Origin of the sequence: Achromobacter veterisilvae, from assembly GCF_900496975.1 — a bacterium.
GTDB lineage: Bacteria > Pseudomonadota > Gammaproteobacteria > Burkholderiales > Burkholderiaceae_B > Achromobacter > Achromobacter veterisilvae.
The window spans coordinates 37,631-56,240 of sequence record NZ_UFQC01000004.1 but is presented as its reverse complement, the minus strand read 5'-3'; the positions used below and the strand labels follow the sequence as shown (position 1 = coordinate 56,240).

Here is an 18,610-nt window from a genome sequence, read left to right as displayed (position 1 = left end):
GCGCCGCGGCATGCCAAAGCGAGCAAGACATGAACCAGGCAGCCACCGCCCGCCCGCAGGACGAGAAAGGCCCATCGCCGTTCGCTTCCCGCAACTTCACGGTTCTCTGGGTTGCGACCGTGCTCTCGAACGTCGGCACCTGGATGCACGACGTCGGCGCGGGATGGCTGATGACGTCGATGTCGCCGTCTCCGATGATGGTCGCGATGGTGCAGACGGCGACGTCGCTGCCGGTGTTCCTCCTGTCCCTTCCCGCGGGCGCGCTGGCCGACATCGTCGACAGGCGCCGCCTGCTGCTGCTGGTGCAGGTGGGGCTGTGCGCCGTGGCGGCCGCGCTTGCCTGGCTGGTCTGGGCCGGCCTGGCGACGCCGGTCGCGCTGTTGCTGTTCACGCTGGCGATGGGCACGGGCACCGCGCTGATCGCGCCCGCCTGGCAGGCCATCGTCCCCAGCCTGGTGCCGCGCGCATCGCTCCAGCAGGCGATCGCCATCAACAGCGTGGGCGTGAACATCAGCCGCGCCATTGGCCCCGCGCTGGCCGGCTTCCTGATCACGGCGGTGGGGCTGGCGGTGCCGTTCGCCGTCAACGCAATAAGTTTTCTCATCGTGGCGGCGGCGCTGCTGTGGTGGAAGCCGGCAACGGACCGCGGCAACTCGCTGCCCCCGGAACAGCTCTGGGGCGCGATGGCGGCCGGCCTGCGCTACGCCCGCAACAGCAGCGCCTTGAAGGCCACGCTGGTCCGCGCCGTGGCGTTCTTCGTGTTCGCGAGCGCGTTCTGGGCGCTGCTGCCCCTGGTCGTGCGCACCGTGCTGCGGGGCGGGGCGGAGCTGTACGGCATCATGCTGGGCAGCGTCGGGCTGGGGGCGGTGCTGGGCGCCTTCCTGCTGCCCCGCATCAGGAAGGCTTGCGGGGCGGACCGCCTGGTCATGCTGGGCACCTGCGGCATCGCGGTCACGCTTGCCGTCGTGGCGCTGGTGCCGGTGCCGGCGGCGGCCATCGCGGCCAGCCTGCTGGCGGGCGCGTCCTGGATCGCGGTGCTGTCTTCGTTGAACGTATCCGCGCAGACGGCGCTGCCCGACTGGGTGCGCGCGCGGGGCCTGTCCATCTTCGTCACGGTGTTCTTCGGTTCGATGAGCGCCGGCAGCCTGCTGTGGGGGCAGGCGGCAAGCCTGTTCGGCATTTCGCAGGCGCTGCTGGCGGCCGCGATTTGCGCGCTGCTGGCCATTCCCCTGACCTGGCGCTGGAAACTTCAATTGGGCGCCCAACTGGATCTCGCCCCGTCGATGCACTGGCCGGCGCCCGTGCTGAGCACCGGCGTGCGCCACGACCGCGGGCCGGTCATGGTCACCGTGGAATACCGCGTCGACGCGGCGTCGCGCGAGGCTTTCCTCGACGCCATGGACAAGGTCGGCGAGCAGCGCCGGCGGGACGGGGCCTATGCCTGGGGAATATTCGAGCACACGGGCGAACCCGCGCACTACATCGAGTACTTCCTGGTGGCGTCCTGGGTGGAGCATCTGCGGCAGCACGACCGCGTGACCGTGTCGGACCAGGACCAGCAGGTTTCCGTGCGCCACTTCCACCAGGGCGACGCGCCGCCGGTGGTCCGCCACTATCTGGCGCCCGACAGGGCGCGCAAGGAATGACCCATGACGGCATTCGACCGCAACCGCAGGACCACCGTTAAAACGCTGGTCGCGCTGGGCCTGGCGCCCGGCGCGGCCCTGGGAAGGAGCGCATCCATGAAGACCGAACCCGATCTGATCCTCCACGGAGGCAAATTCACGACCCTGGACCCGTCCCGGCCCGAGGCCGAGGCGGTTGCCGTCAAGGACGGCCGCTACGCCGCGGTGGGGACGGCGGCCGAGATCCTGCCGCAAGCGGGGGCGGGCACGCGCGTCATCGACCTGGGCGGGCGCCGCGTCATTCCGGGCCTGATCGACAGCCACACCCACGTGATCCGGGGCGGCCTGAACTACAACATGGAATTGCGCTGGGACGGCGTGCCCAGCCTGGCCGACGCCATGGCCATGCTGAAACGCCAGGCGCAGAACACGCCGCCGCCGCAATGGGTCCGGGTCGTGGGCGGCTTCACGCGCCACCAGTTCGCCGAAAAGCGCCTGCCCACGCTGGATGAAATCAACGCGGCCGCGCCGGACACGCCGGTATTCATCCTGCACCTTTACGACCGGGCGCTCCTGAACCGCGCCGCGCTGCGCGTCGTGGGCTATACGCGCGACACGCCGAACCCACCGGGCGGCGAGATCCAGCGCGACGCCAACGGCGAGCCCACCGGCCTGCTGATCGCGCAGCCCAATGCGACCATCCTGTACTCCACCCTGGCGAAGGGGCCGAAGCTGGATCCGGACATCCAGCTCAATTCCACCCGCCATTTCATGCGCGAACTGAACCGGCTGGGCGTGACCAGCGTGATCGACGCCGGGGGCGGCTTCCAGAACTATCCCGAGGACTACCAGATCATCGAGAAGCTGCACGCGGACGGCCTGCTCACGCTGCGGCTGGCCTACAACCTGTTCACGCAGAAGCCCAAACAGGAACTCGCCGACTTCCAGGGCTGGGGCAAGCAGGTGCGGCCGGGGCAGGGCGACGACCTGTACCGCCACAACGGCGCGGGCGAGATGCTGGTCTATTCCGCCGCGGACTTCGAGGACTTCCGCCAGCCGCGGCCCGAAATGCCGCCCAACATGGAGGCCGACCTGGAACCCGTGGTCCGCCAACTGGTGTCGCAGCGCTGGCCCTGGCGGCTGCACGCCACTTACGACGAAACCATCTCGCGCGCGCTGGACGTGTTCGAGAAGGTCAACGCCGACCAGCCCTTCGAGGGCCTGCACTGGTTCTTCGACCACGCCGAGACGGTCAGTCCGCGCAACATCGACCGCATCGCCGCGCTGGGCGGGGGCATCGCCGTCCAGCACCGGATGATGTACCAGGCGGAGGATTTCGTGGAGCGCTATGGCGCGCCGGCGGCGGAGCAATCGCCGCCGATTTCGAGAATGCTCGCGGCCGGCGTGCCGGTAGGCGCCGGCACCGATGCCACGCGCGTGGCGTCCTACAACCCCTGGGTCTCGCTCAGTTGGCTGGTCACCGGGCGCAGCCTGGGCGGCCTGCGCATGTATCCCGCCGCGCAGCGGCAGAGCCGCGAGACCGCGCTGCGCCTGTGGACCGAGGCGAATACCTGGTTCTCCAACGAACAGGGGAAGAAGGGCCGCATCGCCGCGGGCCAACTGGCCGACCTGGTGGCGCTGGACCGCGACTACTTCACGGTGCCCGAGGACGAGATCATCGCCATCGAGAGCGACCTGACGCTGCTGGGCGGCAAGGTGGTCTGGGGGACGGGCAGCTTTTCCAAGGACGCGCCCGAGGTGCCGCCGCCGGCGCCGGACTGGTCGCCGGTGCGGGCCTTCGGCGGCTATTTCTCGCGCAAAACGGCCAGCCAGAACGGCTACCTCGCGTCGGTGGCGGCCCGTTGCGGGTGCGCCAGCGCCTGCGCCGTGCATGGCCACGCGCACATGGCGGCGGCAAGCCGCGACATGCCGGTAGCCGACGCGGCTTCCTTCTGGGGCGCGCTGGGTTGCGCGTGCTGGGCGGTCTAGGGGCGGCGCCATGACGACTCATCCTGGCGCGGCCTGGCTTTCGTCGCCGCTGCCGGGCCGTCTGGCCCGGCTCGTCCTGACCCTGCCGTTCTGGTGGAGCGGCGTGAGCAAACTGCTGGACTTCCCGTCCGCGCTGGCCGAGGCCGCGCATTTCGGCCTGCACCCGCCGGCGCTGTACGCGGTACTGGTGATCGCCGTGCAGTTGGGCGGTTCCATCCTGCTGGTCGCCGGGGCCTGGCCCTGGCTGGCGGCGGGCGCGCTGGCCGCGTTCACCCTCGCGGCATCGGTGATGGGCCACGCATTCTGGAACCTGCCGGACCCGCAGGCGAGGTTTCATGACATGAACGCCTTTCTGGCGAACCTGGGCCTGATCGGCGGATTGGCGCTCGGCGCCCTGACAGCGCGGGCCGCCGGGAAACGCTAGCGCACTACGCTTCCAGGCTTTCCGTCATGCGCGCGTAGCGGCCTTCCAGGAACTCGACGAACGCGCAGATGTTCGTCGATTGCTGGCGGTGCTGCGGGTAGACCGCGCTGACGGGCAGCGGCCGGGGAGCGTGGTTTTCCAGCACCGCGACCAGTTCCCCGCTGCGCAGCGCCCCGCCCACGATGAAGCGGGGCAATAGCGCGATTCCCAGGCCGGCGATGGCGGCGTCGCGCACGACTTCTCCGTTGTTGGAAAGCAAAGGCCCGCGCGCCTCGAACGACTGCTGTTCGCCATCCACGGTGAACGGCCAGCCGTTCTTGGCCTCCCGACCGTACAGCAGGCAATTGTGGCGCTGAAGGTCCAGGGGCGTCAGGGGCAGGCCGCGTTCCCGCAGATAGGACGGGCTGCAGCAGGCCACCATGCGCAGTTCGCCCAGGCGGCGAGCGATCAGCGTGGAATCGGGCATGGCGCCGATGCGCAGCGCCATGTCGAACGCCTCGCCGACCAGGTCGACGTGGCGGTCGTCCAGGATGGCCTGCAATTGCAGGGCGGGGTGCTGGGCCAGGAACTCGGCAATCAGCGGGGACAGATGGCGCAGCCCGAAGGACATGGGCGTGCTGACTCTGAGCGTTCCGTGCAGTTCGGTGCGCCGCAGCGCCATGGCCTGTTCCGCCCTGGCCACGTTGTCCAGTATGCGCTGCGCATGCGCGTAGAACTCCCGGCCCGATTCGGTCACGGTGAGCTTGCGCGTATTGCGCACCAGCAGCCGGACCCCCAGCGATGCCTCCAGGCCCGCGATCCGCCGGCTGACGAATTGCTTGGACAGCAACAATTTCTCTGCGGCGGCCGTGAAACTGCCGGTGTCGACCGCGGCGGCGAAGATACGAACGTCGTCGAATTGCATAGCGCCCGCTTGAATCGATGGCCGGCCATTTTACCCAGGGCGGATGCGCGGCGGGGGCATTCTGCGTCAACCGGAGGGCGACAATGAATCGCGCGCGGCCTACTTGTCACGATGAGTGGCTAGGGTACAGTTCCACAACATTGGAGCGCATCACCAACGGAGGTACCCATGCAGCCTACCGAGAAGTCGCTGGCCGCTCCGGTCACGCATCCTCCTCACTGCATCGCGGCCCTGCGCACGCCCCTGCTGGCGGCGGCCAGGTTCCGGCACGTGGGCGACCACGCCGATGCGCATGTGCAGGCCATTCCCCAGGCCCGCGCGTATTCGGTGATCTTCCAGATGCAGGATTTTGCATCGCACAAACTGTGGGTGGACCAACGACTCGTCCATGCCGGCGGCCACTCCAAGGCCTCCATGGCGTTGACCGACCTGACCAACGCCTACGCCTGCCAGCACCTGTCGGACTATGACAACGTGCGGCTCCAGATCCGCAACGACGTGCTCGACGAATTGGGCGGCGAACTGTTCGCCGGCAAGGTGCCCGGACTGCGCCAGCAGCAGGGCACGGAGGACGCGACCATGCGGTTGCTGGTCCAGGCGCTGCTGCCCAGCCTGATGCGCCGCGAATCGGGCGACGAAATGTTCATCGAACATCTGACGCTGGCCATGGTCGCGCATCTGCTGCGCCGATACGGACAGGCCGGCCTGCGGGGCGCCGAGGGCCGGTCCGCGGGCAAGCTGAGCGGGCGGCAACTGGCCAGGGCGACGGAATATGTCGAGGCGCACCTGGCGCAGAACATCGCGCTGGCCGATATCGCGAACCATTGCGGCATGTCGCGGGCCACGTTCGCCAGGGCGTTCAAGAGCGCGATGGGCATGACGCCGTTCGCGTGGGTGCGCGAACGGCGGCTGGAGCATGCGATGGGACTGCTCAGGCGGTCCGACCTGAGCCTGGCGGACATTTCGGCCGAGTGCGGCTTTTCCGACCAGAGCCACTTCGCGCGGATCTTCACCCGGAATGTCGGGGTCGCTCCGCGCGCCTGGCGGTCGGAACAGCGGAAATAGCGGTGCTTTCGGCCAGTATCCATTCGGCCAGGCGGGTAGCCGCTTCCGTGGGCGGGTCTTCCTCGCGCACGCACAGGTAGTAGTCCAGCCCCGTGTCGAGGCGCTGCTCGAACGGCTGCGTCAGGCGGCCGGCGGCAAGTTCCCCTTCAATCAGCGCCAGGCGCATCAGCCCCACCCCAAGGTCCGCCAGGACGGCGCCCAGCGTGAGCTGCGCATCCTCCAGCAGCGGACCGTTCAGCCGTTCCGGCCGCACGCCCGCCTGCGCGAACCAGGCGGCCCAGCGCGCGCGGTCGCCATCGTGCACCAGCGGCGCCTGCGCCAGGTCCCGCGCATGCTTGAACGGCCCATGGCGATCGGCAAAGGCCGGCGTGCAGACCGGCACCACGGCGCCCGCCAGGAGGCGCGTGGCCTGGCAGCCGGGCCAACGGCCGGCGCCAAAACGGATCGACAGGTCCGCCGAATCGCTCGGATACGTGCCGTGCATGGCGTAGACCACGTTGATGCCGATGTCCGGATGTTCCCGCATGAAGCGTCCCAGCCGCGGCAACAGCCAGCCGGTGCCCAGCAGGCCCGTCACGCCCACGGTGACCTGGGTCAGGGTGGCGCGTTCTTGCGCCTGGCGCGTGGCGCTGCGCAACACGGTGAATGCCGTGTGGATCGAGCGGTAGTAATCGCGCCCTTCGTCCGTGAGGCAAAGCGAACGGCCCTTGCGCATCGTGAGCGGCGTCTGGATATAGCTTTCCAGCAGATGCAGTTGATGGCTGACGGCGGACGGCGTGATGTTCAGCTCGGCGGCGGCGTCGGCGATGGAACCGTGCTGGGCGAACGCTTCGAATGCGCGTATCGCCCGCAGGGGCGGCTCGGGAGTATCGCGTTCGGAGATCATGGGGATTCACTCAAAAAATTCATGTATTGAATTTCAATCAGTTGTTTGCGGATTTGCTGCCCTATAGTCCCTAAGAAAACAAGCCGTGCTTATATTGTTCGGTTCAAAGCATATATGAATTTTTTCGATGTGAATTGACCGATAGGCATCCAACTCGATTCATGATTCAAGGGGAACACAATGAAGGCGAAGTTATTGGGCGGCATGATCCTGGCTTGCGTGGCCGCCGGCGCGCAGGCCGATGGCGGCAGCATCACCCTGGCTTCCTGGGGCGGTTCGTTCCAGAAGGCGCAGCGGGAAGCCTGGTTCACACCCGCCGAAAAAGCGCTGGGCCTCACCATCAGGGAAGACACCACATCCGGCCTGGCCGATGTGCGCACCCAGGTCGCGTCCGGCAAGCCCGCGTGGGACATCGTGCAGCAGGGCAACCAATCCTGCCCCTTGATGGAGAAGGAAGGCCTGCTGGAAAAGCTGGACCCGGCCATCGTCGATACGACCGGCATTCCCGACAACATGAAGTCGGACTACTGGGTCGCGGACGTCGTGTACGGCGTCGTGATCAGTTGGAACAAGGAGGCCCTGAAGGGGGCGCCGCCGCAGAATTGGAAGGACTTCTGGAACACGCGCGAATTCCCGGGCATGCGTTCCCTGAGGCGTTCCCCCCTCTACAACATCGAGGCCGCGCTGCTGGCCGACGGCGTAGCGCCTTCGGACATCTATCCGCCCGACGTCGATCGGGCCTTCCGCAAACTGGCCGAGCTGAAGCCCAGCGTAGGCGCATGGTGGGGGTCGGGCGCCGAATCCGTGCAGCTCATGCAGCACGGGGAAGTCGATATGTCCGGGATCTGGAACGGACGCATCCAGGATCTGATCACCGAAGACCCGAGGATGGACTTTTCGTGGAACCAGCAGATCGTGCTGTACGACTGCCTGGCGATTCCCAAAGGGGCGAAGAACAAGGAAGCCGCGATGAAAGTGCTGGCTTATCTCGTCAAGCCCGAAACGCAGGCACGCCTGTCCACGCTGATCAACTATGCCCCGGCGAACGAAAAGGCCTATGAAACCGGCATTATCAGCCCGGAGCTGGCGGCCCGGCTGCCGAACTCGCCGGAGAACCGCGCGGGCGCCGTGGTGCTGGATACGCAATGGTGGGCGCAGAACTATGACGCCATGTCCAAGCGCTTCGATCTGATGCTGCAACGCTGAAGGCGGGGACAGCCATGACGGATGCGAAACAGCGGGGCCTGCCCATCGCGGTGGAGGGCCTGTGCAAAGCCTATGGCGCGCAGACAGTGCTGGACCAGGTGGACCTGGAGGTGCGCGGCGGGGAATTCCTGACCCTGCTGGGCCCGTCGGGCTCGGGCAAGACCACGCTGCTGATGGCGCTGGCCGGCTTCGTGCAGCCGGACGCCGGCGACCTGCGGTTCGGCGGCCGCAGCATGGTGGCCGAGCCGGCGCACCGGCGCAACATCGGCATGGTGTTCCAGAGCTATGCGCTTTTTCCGCACATGACCGTGGGCGAGAACATCGGCTACCCCTTGCGGCTCAGGAAATGCGCCAAGGCCGAGATCCGCGAGCGGGTCGCCGGCGCGCTGGAACTGGTGCGCCTGCCGGGCGTGGCCGACCGGCGCGTGAGCCAGTTGTCCGGCGGACAGCGCCAGCGGGTGGCGCTGGCGCGAGCGATCGTCTTCGAGCCCGCGATCCTGCTTATGGACGAGCCGCTCTCGGCGCTGGACAAGCAACTGCGCGAGCAGATGCAGCGCGAAATCCGGCAACTGCACGACCGCCTGGGCGTCACGACCGTGTACGTCACGCATGATCAGCGCGAAGCGCTGACCATGTCGGACCGCGTCGCGGTGATGAACCGCGGCCGCATCGAGCAGATCGCCGGCGCGCGCAGCATCTACCAGCGGCCCGCCACGCGCTTCGTGGCGGACTTCATCGGCGAATCGCATTTCCTGCCGGTCAGGCGCGAGGGCGGCCGGCATCTGGTGTCCGGGCGGCCGCTGGCGCTGCCCGCGGGGCAGGATGCGCCGGGCGGCGACGAGGCATGGCTGATGTTGCGTCCGGAGAATCTGATGCTGGCGGACGCCGCGCCGGATCCGGCCTGCAATCTGTTGAGCGGCGTAGTGGCGGATACGGTCTTCCAGGGCGAAAGCTCCCGCCTCTTCGTCCGCCTGGATGACGGCCTGGAGGTGTCGCTGCGCCTGGGGCCCACGCAGATCCGCGAGTCCGGTGTCGCGACCGGCCAGAAAGTGACCCTGGCCCTGCACGTCGAAGACACCGTGCTCATTCCCAAGGAGGCCCATGATGGCCGCTGACGCGACCTTGCCGCGCGCCCAGGCCTCCCGCGCCGCGCGGGCGCGCCATGGCCAGTGGCGCCTGCTGCTGCTGGCCGCGCCGGCGCTGCTGTTGCTGGCCGTGGTGCTGCTGGGCCCGATCCTGTGGCTGTCGGCCCTGTCCGTCATCGGCCCGGACGGCCTGACCTTCGCGAATTACGAGCGCCTGTGGCACGGCGCCTTCCTCTACAGCTTCCGCACGACTTTCGAACTCGCCTTGCTGGTGACGGCGGTGTGCGCACTGCTGGCCTATCCCCTGTGCTACCTGATGGCGCGGGTATCGGCGCGCGCGGCGGCGCTGCTGATGCTCTGCGTATTGCTGCCGTTCTGGACTTCGCTTCTGGTGCGCACCTACGCGTGGCTGATTCTCCTGCAGCGGCGCGGGGTCATCAACGGCTGGCTGGCCGACCTGGGCCTGACCGACGCGCCGCTGCGCCTGGTCCACAACTTCACCGGCACCGCCATCGGGATGATCCACATCATGCTGCCCTTCATGGTGCTGCCGCTCTACGCCAGCATGCGCGCCATCGCCGCCGACTACATGCAGGCGGCGGCCAGCCTGGGCGCCACGCCGGGGCAGGCTTTCCGCCAGGTGTACCTGCCCCTGTCCCTGCCGGGGCTGGCCGCCGGCTCGGTGCTGGTCTTCGTGCTGTCCCTGGGTTTCTACGTCACGCCGGCGGTCCTGGGCGGCGGCCGGGTCGTCATGTGGTCCATGCAGATCGAACGCAACATTTCGCTCTACGGAGACTGGGGCGCCGCCAGCGCCCTGGGCGTGGTGCTGCTGGCCGTGACCTTGCTGTTCATCTGGCTGCTGGGCCGCGTGTTCGGTCTTGAAAAACTCCTGGCGAGGTAGGGCGATGCAGAATTCTTTTCACACGCGCGCGCCTTGGTGGCTGACGCCCGTCTGCGCGCTCATCGTCCTGTTCCTGGTGGCGCCCACGCTGGTGGTGATCCCCATGAGTTTCTCGGATTCGCGCTTCCTGACCTTCCCGCCCAGCGCCTGGTCGCTGCGCTGGTATCTGGAGTACTTCCAGAGCCTGGAGTGGCGCGAGGCCACCTGGGTGTCGCTGCGGGCGGCGGCGGGCACCACGGTGCTGGCCACGCCCCTGGGCCTGGCGGCCGCCTATGCCGCGGCCCGCGCGACGGCCGGCCATGCGCGCTGGCTGCGGCTGGTGTTCCTGCTGCCGCTGGCCCTGCCGGTCATCCTGTGCGGGGTAGGGGTGTTCCTGCTGTACGCGCGCCTGGGGCTGAATAACACGCTGCTCGGGCTGGTCCTGGCGCATACCTGCCTGGCGCTGCCGCTGGTGTTCATTACCGTCAGCGCCGCCTTGGCCAGCTTCGACTTCAGCCAGGAGATGGCCGCGCGCAGCCTGGGCGCGCATCCGCTGCGCGCGTTCCGCGACGTGACGCTTCCGCAGATCCGCTTCTCGGTGATGGCCGCGGCCATCCTGGCCTTCATCACCTCGCTGGACGAAGTGGTGGTGGCGCTGTTCATCGCCGGCGGCCCGAGCGCCACGCTCACCAAGCGCATGTTCAATTCCCTGCGCGATGAAGTGGATCCGGCCATCGCGGCGATCTCCACCCTGCTCATTCTCGTGTCGGTGGCGCTGCCGCTGGCCGCGCGGGCCCTGCAGCGGCGCCGTTGACGTCGAACCGTCTTCTTCCACAACGACTTACCTCCGGAGACCCCACAATGGCGCTACATTTTCCGCGCGAGACGTTTTTCGACCGCATACGGGCAGCGCGCAAGCGCATGCAGGCGGAAAACCTGGATGCCTTGCTGCTGTTCGCCCAGGAAAGCCACTACTACCTGACCGGGTTCGACACGGCGGGCTACGTATTCTTCCAGTGCACGATCCTGACCGCGGACGACCGGCCTCCCATCCTGCTGACCCGCCGCCCCGACCTGGTCCAGGCCCAGCGCACCTCCATCGTCGACGACATCCGCATCTGGTACGACAACGAGGGCGCGGATCCCAGCATCGACCTGAAGGCCATCCTGGAGGAACTGGGGCTGGCCGGCAGGCGGGTCGGCATGGAAACCGACAACTTCGGCCTGGTCGGCAAGAACCATGCGCGCGTGCACGCCCGCCTGGCCGACTGGTGCAGGCTGGTCGACGCTTCGCACCTGGTGCGCGCCTTGCGGGTGGTGAAATCGGAAGCGGAACTGCGCTACGTGCGCGAAGCCGCGAGCCTGGCCGACGACTCCCTGCTGGCCATGCTGGAAGCGGCGCGGCCGGGCGCGTTCGAAGGCGATATCGCGGCGGCGGGGGCGGCGGTGCAGTTCCGGGGCGGCGGCGATCCGCCTCCGGGCGGCCCGGTGCTCGGATCCGGCGATCGCGCCTTGCTGGTGCGCACCGCCACCGGCTATCGGCACCTGGACGAGGAAGACCAGTTGACGCTGGAGTTCGCCGCCAGCTACCGGCACTATTGCGCCTGCCTGATGCGCACGGTGGCCATCGGGAAGCACGATCCGCGGCAGGAGCGCATGTTCGACATCACGCTGGAGGCGCTGACCGCGATGACGGCCGCCGCGCAGGCGGGCAATCCGTTGGGCGATATCGACCAGGCCCACCGCCGCGTGTTCGACCGGCACGGCTACGGCCATGCGCGCATGGCGGCTTGCGGCTATTCGCTGGGAGCGACCTTCCGGCCCAGTTGGATGGACGTGCCCCCGCTGCTGTTCGCCGAGAACGGCACGCTGGCCGAACCGGGCATGGTGCTGTTCCTGCACGCCATCCTGATCGATACGCCCAACAACCTCGCCATGTCGCTGGGCCACACCCTGGTGGTGTCGGAGAGCGGCGCGCCCGAGGTCCTGAGCAAGCTCAAGCCGGCCTACCGCGTGTGCCGCTAGCGGCGCAGGGGAGGGCTCAGTCCGTCTTCCAGCCCCACTTCCGGAAGATGGCCTTGCCCTCGGGCGCCGCGAGGAAATCGGCGAAGGCCCGCGCCTGCGGATTGGCCTTCCCCTTTTTCGTCACCACGACGCCCGCGTCCCGGTAGATGCGGTACGGCTCTTCGATCTCGACCACGCCGGCCAGATCGGGATTCGACACCTGCCAGATGTTCCAGATCAGCCAGGCGTCGATGGTCTGGTCCTCGGTCCACTGCTTGCGCGCCTGCGCGCTGTTGCCGGCTTCCGGCAGGATCAGGTTGGCGCGGAAGGCGCGGACGGTTTCGATATCGCCCAGGCGGCCGGCCACGTCTTCCCACAGGCCCGTCTGCCCCGCGCCCGATACCGCCATGACCTTGATGCCCGGTTTCAGCAAATCCTTGAAGCCGCCGATGCGCTTGGGATTGCCGGGGCGCACCAGGATGGCCGACGGCCGCAGGTACAGCGTGCGGGCGTCCCGCAGCTCGAACACGCCAGGCAGCGCGGAAGCGAAGCCGCTCATCATGTTCTCGGCCCCGCTATAGATCACGTCGGCATCCTGCTTGGCCTGTTCGGCCCAGGCGGGCGTGGGGCCCGCGGTGACCTCGACGCGGATGCCGTGCTGCTTGCCGAACGCCTCGGCGGCTTCCTTCATGGCTGGGGCGGGGCCGCCGGGGCCGTACACGTTCAGATCCTGCGCGGCCCACGCGGCATGGGCGGCCAGGCAGACCACGGCGGCCATGCCGCAGGCAAATTTTCCGATCGACTTCATATCAAGCACTCCCGCTCTGCGCCGATGCGCGCTGTAGAGGACGCCGCGGACGGCGCGATCGGCAGGTTGGTCTGGACGCCATGCCGTGCGGTCGTGCTGCGCGGCGCGGCGTTTGCGGCATGTCATTGGGATGGACGCGCAAGAGGAGACGAATATTCCCCGAGCGACGCTGCCAGCAGAATGTCTTTTGGTCGCGGCGGAATCGGCGTTATGGTCAGGATGGCTTGTAACTCTGTGTCAAAATCCGATGCTTAACGTATTAAAAGCACAGCCGGAATTGAAAGGGACGCGTTGGCATGGCAGCTATGAAAAATGAGGATGGGGCTCGTTCCAAGGATCAAGAGGCACTCTCCGCTCTGAGGCTTTGGCAGACTTTTGAATATCTCAGTCCGCAAAAGCCGCCCGTTCCGGAGCTTCGCAAGGATCATTGCGTATGGGCGCTTTCTCCTCAGGCGCCGGGCGACGATCAAATGCCCTGGAAAGACCCGCAGAAGCTCGAACGTCTGCGAACGTTGTTCCGCCATCGCAAGCGTTTCCTGCTTTTTGGCGGTATTGTCCCGGGCGCTGATTTCATCGAATCCGCGCGGACCTTGTTGGATGCGCCCGTACTGGATCTTTCCGAACAACGAGCGCCGGCGGACGCAGCGGCGTTCGTTATTCCCATCGACGAGAACGGATATGTTTCAGGCAGGATTTTCATCAGTTCCGTTCCCTGGGCCATGGGGTGCATGAGCGCTGCGCAAGCCGGCGCCACACGCTTCAATTTTTCGGGGTTTTTCGGTGCAGACGGGGTGTACGAGAAAATCGCCGCCAAAGTGGATTTGCTACTTGTCGCACGCCAGTTGATCCTGGAGCCGGAAGCGGACAAGGAGGCCATAAAGCGCGCCGAAGAAGAACCGATTGAGCCAAGAGTGAAACGGCGTCCGCTTGATGCCGCAGATGTCCGTGATATCTCGGATCTGGTATTCGAAGCATGTGGGTGGGCGCCGCAGAGCCAGAGCGACTGGATCATCCAGGCGCAAAAGGTATCTGAGAAATCGGATGCCAAACGGCCTGAAGATCCCTTGAACAGCTTCTTCGCGGAAGAACTGGAGCGGGTCGAGCGCGAGTATGTCTCCCGCACTTGCGGCAACGCCTTGACCCAGTATCTGGAGATGCCCAGGCATCCCGAGCGTATCGATGTGGATGCCGCGCGCGATTGCCTGGTCGACGGAGTGCATCCCCGCTTTATGCCGTTGTCGTGCTGGCCCGCCAAGTTCCCGCTGGTGACGGCCCAACAGTTTGCCGTGAACGCCGTTATGCGCGATCTGGCGGAGCAAGGGTTGTTCTCGGTGAACGGCCCGCCCGGGACTGGCAAGACGACCATGCTCAAGGACATTGTCGCATCCGTGGTGCAGCAGCGTGCGGATGTCCTGTACGAGTTCAATGATCCTCTGCAGGCATTCAAGCAGAAGCTCGAAGTGGAACGCCACCAGTATCCGGTGTGGGAACTCGACGAGCGACTGCGCGGCTTTGGCATCGTCGTCAGCAGCGCAAACAATGGCGCTGTGGAGAACATTAGCAAAGAGCTTCCGGGGGTAGGCGCAATCGATCCGAGGATTGATATCGACTACTTTTCGGAAGTGGCGGATTCCGTGGGATTGCGTGAGCGTGACAAGGAACGCCAGCCTCAGCGGCAGCGCTGGGGGATGGTTTCCGCGGTGCTGGGCAGCCAGGCAAATCGGGGCGCCTTTCTCAGCCGATTCTGGTATGGCATTCGCGATAACGCCCCTGCGGGAAAATCGGCAGAGGCGGATCCACCCAAGGCGCCCAATCCATTGCGTCCCTTCACGCTGCCGGAGTGGGTAGAGGAATTTGGCGCCCAAGTTCCTTCCTGGACCGAAGCGAGATCCCGTTATGCCGAAGCCAGGGCGAAGGCCCGCAGCGCGTTGGAGCGGGCGGGCACATTGGCGACCCAACTGAGGGAAACCGAACGGCTCTTGCCCGAAATCGAGCAGCTCAAGCAGTCCCGAACCATGCTCGAATCAGCCTATCGGGCGGCGATGAGCGAGGAGGCGAATGCTCGCGCGGCGCTGGACGCGGCCAGTGGCGAGTTTGAAGCGTCCAAGCGGGCGCTGGTGTTGTTCGAAAATCTGCGCTCGGCTCGGGATGCCTTCAACCAGGCCCAGGAGGCCCACGCGGCGCTCTTGCGCGACAAGCCGGCAAAGACCCCTGACGAGTTCCAGCAGATACTCGCGCACCTGCGGATGGACGTGGAGGTATTGCGAGATGACCGCCAAGCGCATCAAGCGATACAGCCAGGCCTGATGAAGTCGATCTTCAATCGTGCATCGGCCAGAGCTTGGCAGGCCCGCTATGACGATCTCAATGCAAGAATCGATGAAAAGCATCGGCAGATAAGCGCTCTGCGGTCCGAGGAAACCGGGGCCTCCACCTGGCATGATCGGGCGGCCCGCCTGGAGCAGGAAGTCCTTCGGGCGCAAGCCGTTTACGATGCCGCCGTCAACTCACTGAGCGAGCGGATAGCCGACCCTTCGACCGCTTTCGATTCCGCCCTGAAAGCGGTTCAATTGGCGGAAGACGCTTATCGGCACTGCCTCGCGGTAGCAGAGATCCGCAGCCAGGCCGTCGTTGAGCGTAAGGGCGCCTTGCGCCCAAGCGGAACAGGCGCTGCACGGCAAGCAGGCCTTGCTGGCCCAGTATCGGCAAGCGCTGGTCGACGCCGGTTTGGGAGACCCCCCAAGTGCCGCCTGGAACTTGTTCGGCGTATCGCGAGACGTTTTCCATAGCAGCTCGCCCTACCAGGATGAGGAAGTATTCAAAGCCAGGCGCGAGCTTTTCGTGGCGGCAATGGAGCTGCACAAGGCTTTTGTTGTGGCGGCGTGGCGCAAGCTGAAACCCACGCTATACGCGTTCGCGTCCCTCTTGCAGGGGCAGATCAACGCCAACCAGTTCCGTTCCGGCCCCATGCCGCTGTGGGACACCTTCTTCCTGGTTGTCCCCTTGATATCGACGACGTTTGCGTCATTTCCAAGGTTGTTTCGAGGCGTGCGGGAGGAGCAATTGGCATGGGTGCTCATCGACGAGGCTGGACAGGCCGCGCCTCAACAGGCCGTGGGGGCCTTGTGGCGTGCCAAGCGGGCAGTGATCGTAGGCGATCCCCTCCAGTTGGAACCGGTGGTGGGCGTGCCGAAAGAGCTCACCGAACCGTTGCGCGAACGCTGCGGCGCGGATATTCGCTACGTTCCCCCCGCAGCGTCTGCGCAGACGCTGGCGGACCATTCCAATCGGTTCGGCACGTACCTGGATCGGGATGGCGCGGACAATCGGATTTGGCTGGGAGCGCCGTTGGTGGTGCACCGCCGTTGCCTGAATCCCATGTTCGATATTTCCAACAAGATCGCCTATGGCGGAAAAATGGTTTACGGTGCGGGCAAGGACAGCCTCGACGGAGCCGTGCCCGACAGCCAGTGGATCGATATGCCGGTTCACGGCGCCGATGGGCATTGGATCCCGGACCACGGCGGGCGTGCCATGTCCATGGTCGAAACGCTGATAGAAGGAAACCTGCGAGACGCCGAGGGCAAACTCAAGGTCTATATCGTGACGCCCTTCAAACGGGTTGCCGAACAGATGACCGATCTGCTCGAACCCCGTTATGGCCGGAAGAATTCCGATGAAATGTGCGGCACTGTTCACACCTTTCAAGGCAAAGAAGCCGACTACGTCATTTTCCTGCTGGGCGGAGATCCTTTGAAGCCGGGCGTTATTTCCGGTTTCGCGGGGAAAACCCCCAATCTGGTCAACGTTGCCGTGACGCGCGCGAAGAAGCGCTTGTATGTCATTGGAAACCTGGCTTACTGGACCGGGTCTTCGGATGTTCACGGCTACTTCAAAGGCATGGCCGAGGCATTGGCCGCTGACTTCTAGTGTTCCGACTGCCGCAGACCCCGCGCGAATCGATTCGCGGCGCGTAGTGCCAACATCGTTTCCAACTGTAATCTCCCTGGTTTATCGCTATGGCGGGTCGGCAAGATTTGGAAACGGTCTGGCGGCCAGTCCGCCAGATCCGTCCATGCCCCGGACGTAGAATGCCGCTTTTCATCAGTGCCATCCGGCTGAAAGGACCCACCATGAAAAGAACCATCCTCCTTGCGTCCGTATGCGCCGCGCTGCTGCAAGCTTGCGCTCCGGCTTCCTCTCCTCGCGAAGGATCGTCCTCCATGCCTACCAACGCCGCCACCTCGCCCGCCAGCCCTGCCGTGACCTTGCCCGCCTATTACTGGCGCCTGGCCTCGGCCACGGATGCTTCGGGCAAATCCATCGCCGCGCTCCAGGCCGGGGTCGAACACCCGTTGCGCCTGGCGTTCACCAGCGACGCCTTGAACATCCGCGGCGGCTGCAACGCGCAATTCGGCGGATACACCTATAAGGATGGCGTGCTGCACGTTGCAAACCTGGCTTCCACGATGAAGGCGTGCGAACAAAGCCTGATGCAGTTGGACGCCGAAATCGGCCAGCGCATGAAAGGGGACCTGCGCGCGACGCTCAGCGGCGATGCCGCCGAACCCGGACTGGAACTGGTGGCCAAGGACGGCAGCGTGCTGACGTTCGTCGGCGAACCCACGCCCGAAACCCTCTACGGCAGCGCCGGCGAGATCCGGTTCCTGGAAGTCGCCGCGAAAAAGGTGGAATGCAGCCACCCCATGATTCCCGGCTACCAGTGCCTGATGGTGCGCGAGCGCCGCTACAACGAGGCGGGCATACAGCAGCCCGCCAAGGACAAGTGGCATCCGCTGTACCAGTCCATCGAAGGCTATGAGCATCGCGATGGCGTGCGCACCGTGCTGCGCGTGAAGCAGTACGACTGGAAGAATCCGCCCGCGGACGCGCCGTCGAAGGTGTACGTGCTGGATATGGTGGTGGAGCAGGACGCTTCCGGCAAGAAGTAGGCGCCTCAGGCGCCGCCAGGGGCCGGCGGCTCCGCGTCGCCGGCCCGGCAGAAGGTGATCTGGAAACTGCCCGGCAGTTCGAACGCCACGTGGTGGCGGACCTGGGGCTCGATCACCACCTGCTGCCCCGCCGCCAGCACCGCTTCGGTGTGCGGCGGGTCATCCAGCGTGTAGCGCAGCACGCCCGCGTGCACCTTCAATAAACCCCAGGTCCCGTCCTTGGTCGTATGCGCCGAGCGCAGCCCGGCCGGCAGGTTGTCGGGCGTGAACACCGGGCTTTCCCGATAGGGCCGCACGCCTTCCGGCAGCGTGTCGGGCAGGCGCGGCAGCGACTGCCGCGTCTGCCACACGCTCCAGAGCTTGGCCGCGATGCGCTCGGCCATGGCGTCGGCCTGCGCCTGCAGGGCCGGGTGGTCCAGCCCGGCGGTGACGCCGTGGAACAGGGCCAGCCAGCGCTGGAACAAGGGCCATGACAGGTCCGGGATGCGCGCATGCGCCGGGATCGGCGCGCCCTTGAAGCGGCGCGTGCCCAGCAGCAGCGAAGACCAGAAGTCGCACAGCATCTCCAGGTGATGATCCCAGTCCGCCACGCGCGCGTTGAAGATCGGCCCCAGCGTTTCGTCCTGGCGCACCTGCGCATAGAAGCGGTGCACCAGCCGCCGGATAGCTTCTTCAGTGATCGGCGGGGAGGCGGGAGCGGGGGCGGACAGGGGCATGGCGGGGCAGGGGAGACGATCTGTCCGCATTGTCCGTTGCCGCCGCCGCCGCGCCGATGACAAAAG

At 66.3% G+C, this 18,610-nt stretch carries 16 protein-coding genes; 12 read left to right on the top strand and 4 right to left on the bottom strand.

The features are described 5' to 3' along the window. Positions 1-29: 29 nt before the first annotated feature. The 3 genes from AVE30378_RS04525 (at position 30) to AVE30378_RS04515 (ending at position 4,038) form a co-directional block, all read left to right on the top strand. On the top strand, positions 30-1,646 hold the full coding sequence (locus AVE30378_RS04525) for an MFS transporter (protein ID WP_129239582.1): 1,617 nt from the start codon (positions 30-32) through the stop codon (positions 1,644-1,646). Positions 1,647-1,742: 96 nt separating this feature from the next. Then, positions 1,743-3,614 carry an amidohydrolase gene (locus AVE30378_RS04520; protein ID WP_129239775.1) on the top strand — a complete coding sequence of 624 codons (1,872 nt, stop codon included), beginning with the start codon at positions 1,743-1,745 and terminating at the stop codon, positions 3,612-3,614. A gap of 10 nt (positions 3,615-3,624) precedes the next feature. Further along, positions 3,625-4,038: a DoxX family protein gene (locus AVE30378_RS04515; protein WP_129239581.1), complete on the top strand. Its 414-nt coding sequence runs from the start codon at positions 3,625-3,627 to the stop codon at positions 4,036-4,038. A gap of 4 nt (positions 4,039-4,042) precedes the next feature. Here the strand turns inward: AVE30378_RS04515 and AVE30378_RS04510 are convergent, their stop codons facing one another. Beyond that, complete coding sequence (locus AVE30378_RS04510; RefSeq protein ID WP_129239580.1) at positions 4,043-4,942, bottom strand: LysR family transcriptional regulator; 900 nt, start codon at positions 4,940-4,942, stop codon at positions 4,043-4,045. A gap of 168 nt (positions 4,943-5,110) precedes the next feature. Here AVE30378_RS04510 and AVE30378_RS04505 point away from each other — a divergent pair, with 168 nt between their 5' ends. After that, a complete protein-coding gene (locus AVE30378_RS04505; protein ID WP_129239579.1) occupies positions 5,111-6,007 on the top strand; it encodes a helix-turn-helix domain-containing protein in 897 nt (298 codons plus the stop codon). On the opposite strand, the gene AVE30378_RS04500 is transcribed toward AVE30378_RS04505, so the two are convergent. Then, positions 5,952-6,893, bottom strand: coding sequence for a LysR substrate-binding domain-containing protein (locus tag AVE30378_RS04500; protein WP_129239578.1), 942 nt, complete (start codon positions 6,891-6,893; stop codon positions 5,952-5,954). The genes AVE30378_RS04505 and AVE30378_RS04500 overlap by 56 nt on opposite strands. 180 nt (positions 6,894-7,073) lie before the next feature. Between AVE30378_RS04500 and AVE30378_RS04495 the strand changes: the two genes are divergently transcribed. Genes AVE30378_RS04495 through AVE30378_RS04475 form a run of 5 tightly spaced genes read left to right on the top strand, consistent with a single transcriptional unit; the run spans position 7,074 to position 12,089 of the window. Then, complete coding sequence (locus AVE30378_RS04495; RefSeq protein WP_129239577.1) at positions 7,074-8,099, top strand: ABC transporter substrate-binding protein; 1,026 nt, start codon at positions 7,074-7,076, stop codon at positions 8,097-8,099. A 14-nt stretch (positions 8,100-8,113) separates the two neighbouring features. Then, on the top strand, positions 8,114-9,214 hold the full coding sequence (locus AVE30378_RS04490) for an ABC transporter ATP-binding protein (RefSeq protein ID WP_129239576.1): 1,101 nt from the start codon (positions 8,114-8,116) through the stop codon (positions 9,212-9,214). After that, complete coding sequence (locus AVE30378_RS04485; RefSeq protein ID WP_129239575.1) at positions 9,201-10,085, top strand: ABC transporter permease; 885 nt, start codon at positions 9,201-9,203, stop codon at positions 10,083-10,085. The genes AVE30378_RS04490 and AVE30378_RS04485 overlap by 14 nt, the downstream gene beginning before the upstream one ends. A 4-nt stretch (positions 10,086-10,089) precedes the next feature. Beyond that, positions 10,090-10,878, top strand: a complete 789-nt coding sequence (locus AVE30378_RS04480; RefSeq protein ID WP_129239574.1) for an ABC transporter permease — start codon at positions 10,090-10,092, stop codon at positions 10,876-10,878. Positions 10,879-10,925: 47 nt separating this feature from the next. Next, on the top strand, positions 10,926-12,089 hold the full coding sequence (locus tag AVE30378_RS04475) for a M24 family metallopeptidase (RefSeq protein WP_129239573.1): 1,164 nt from the start codon (positions 10,926-10,928) through the stop codon (positions 12,087-12,089). Positions 12,090-12,105: 16 nt separating this feature from the next. Here the strand turns inward: AVE30378_RS04475 and AVE30378_RS04470 are convergent, their stop codons facing one another. Next, complete coding sequence (locus AVE30378_RS04470) at positions 12,106-12,876, bottom strand: extracellular solute-binding protein (protein WP_129239572.1); 771 nt, start codon at positions 12,874-12,876, stop codon at positions 12,106-12,108. Positions 12,877-13,172: 296 nt separating this feature from the next. Between AVE30378_RS04470 and AVE30378_RS04465 the strand changes: the two genes are divergently transcribed. From AVE30378_RS04465 to AVE30378_RS04455, 3 genes are all read left to right on the top strand, one after another. Next, entirely contained in the window at positions 13,173-15,665 is a 2,493-nt protein-coding gene (locus AVE30378_RS04465) for a hypothetical protein (protein ID WP_129239571.1), read from the top strand. Beyond that, entirely contained in the window at positions 15,634-16,806 is a 1,173-nt protein-coding gene (locus AVE30378_RS04460; RefSeq protein ID WP_165360081.1) for a DEAD/DEAH box helicase, read from the top strand. Before AVE30378_RS04465 ends, AVE30378_RS04460 begins: the two co-directional genes overlap by 32 nt. A gap of 293 nt (positions 16,807-17,099) precedes the next feature. After that, positions 17,100-17,828 carry an META and DUF4377 domain-containing protein gene (locus AVE30378_RS04455; protein WP_208742347.1) on the top strand — a complete coding sequence of 243 codons (729 nt, stop codon included), beginning with the start codon at positions 17,100-17,102 and terminating at the stop codon, positions 17,826-17,828. A 5-nt stretch (positions 17,829-17,833) separates the two neighbouring features. Here AVE30378_RS04455 and AVE30378_RS04450 read toward each other — a convergent pair whose 3' ends face one another. Further along, positions 17,834-18,544, bottom strand: a complete 711-nt coding sequence (locus tag AVE30378_RS04450) for a TehB-like domain-containing protein (protein WP_129239568.1) — start codon at positions 18,542-18,544, stop codon at positions 17,834-17,836. Positions 18,545-18,610 lie beyond the last annotated feature (66 nt).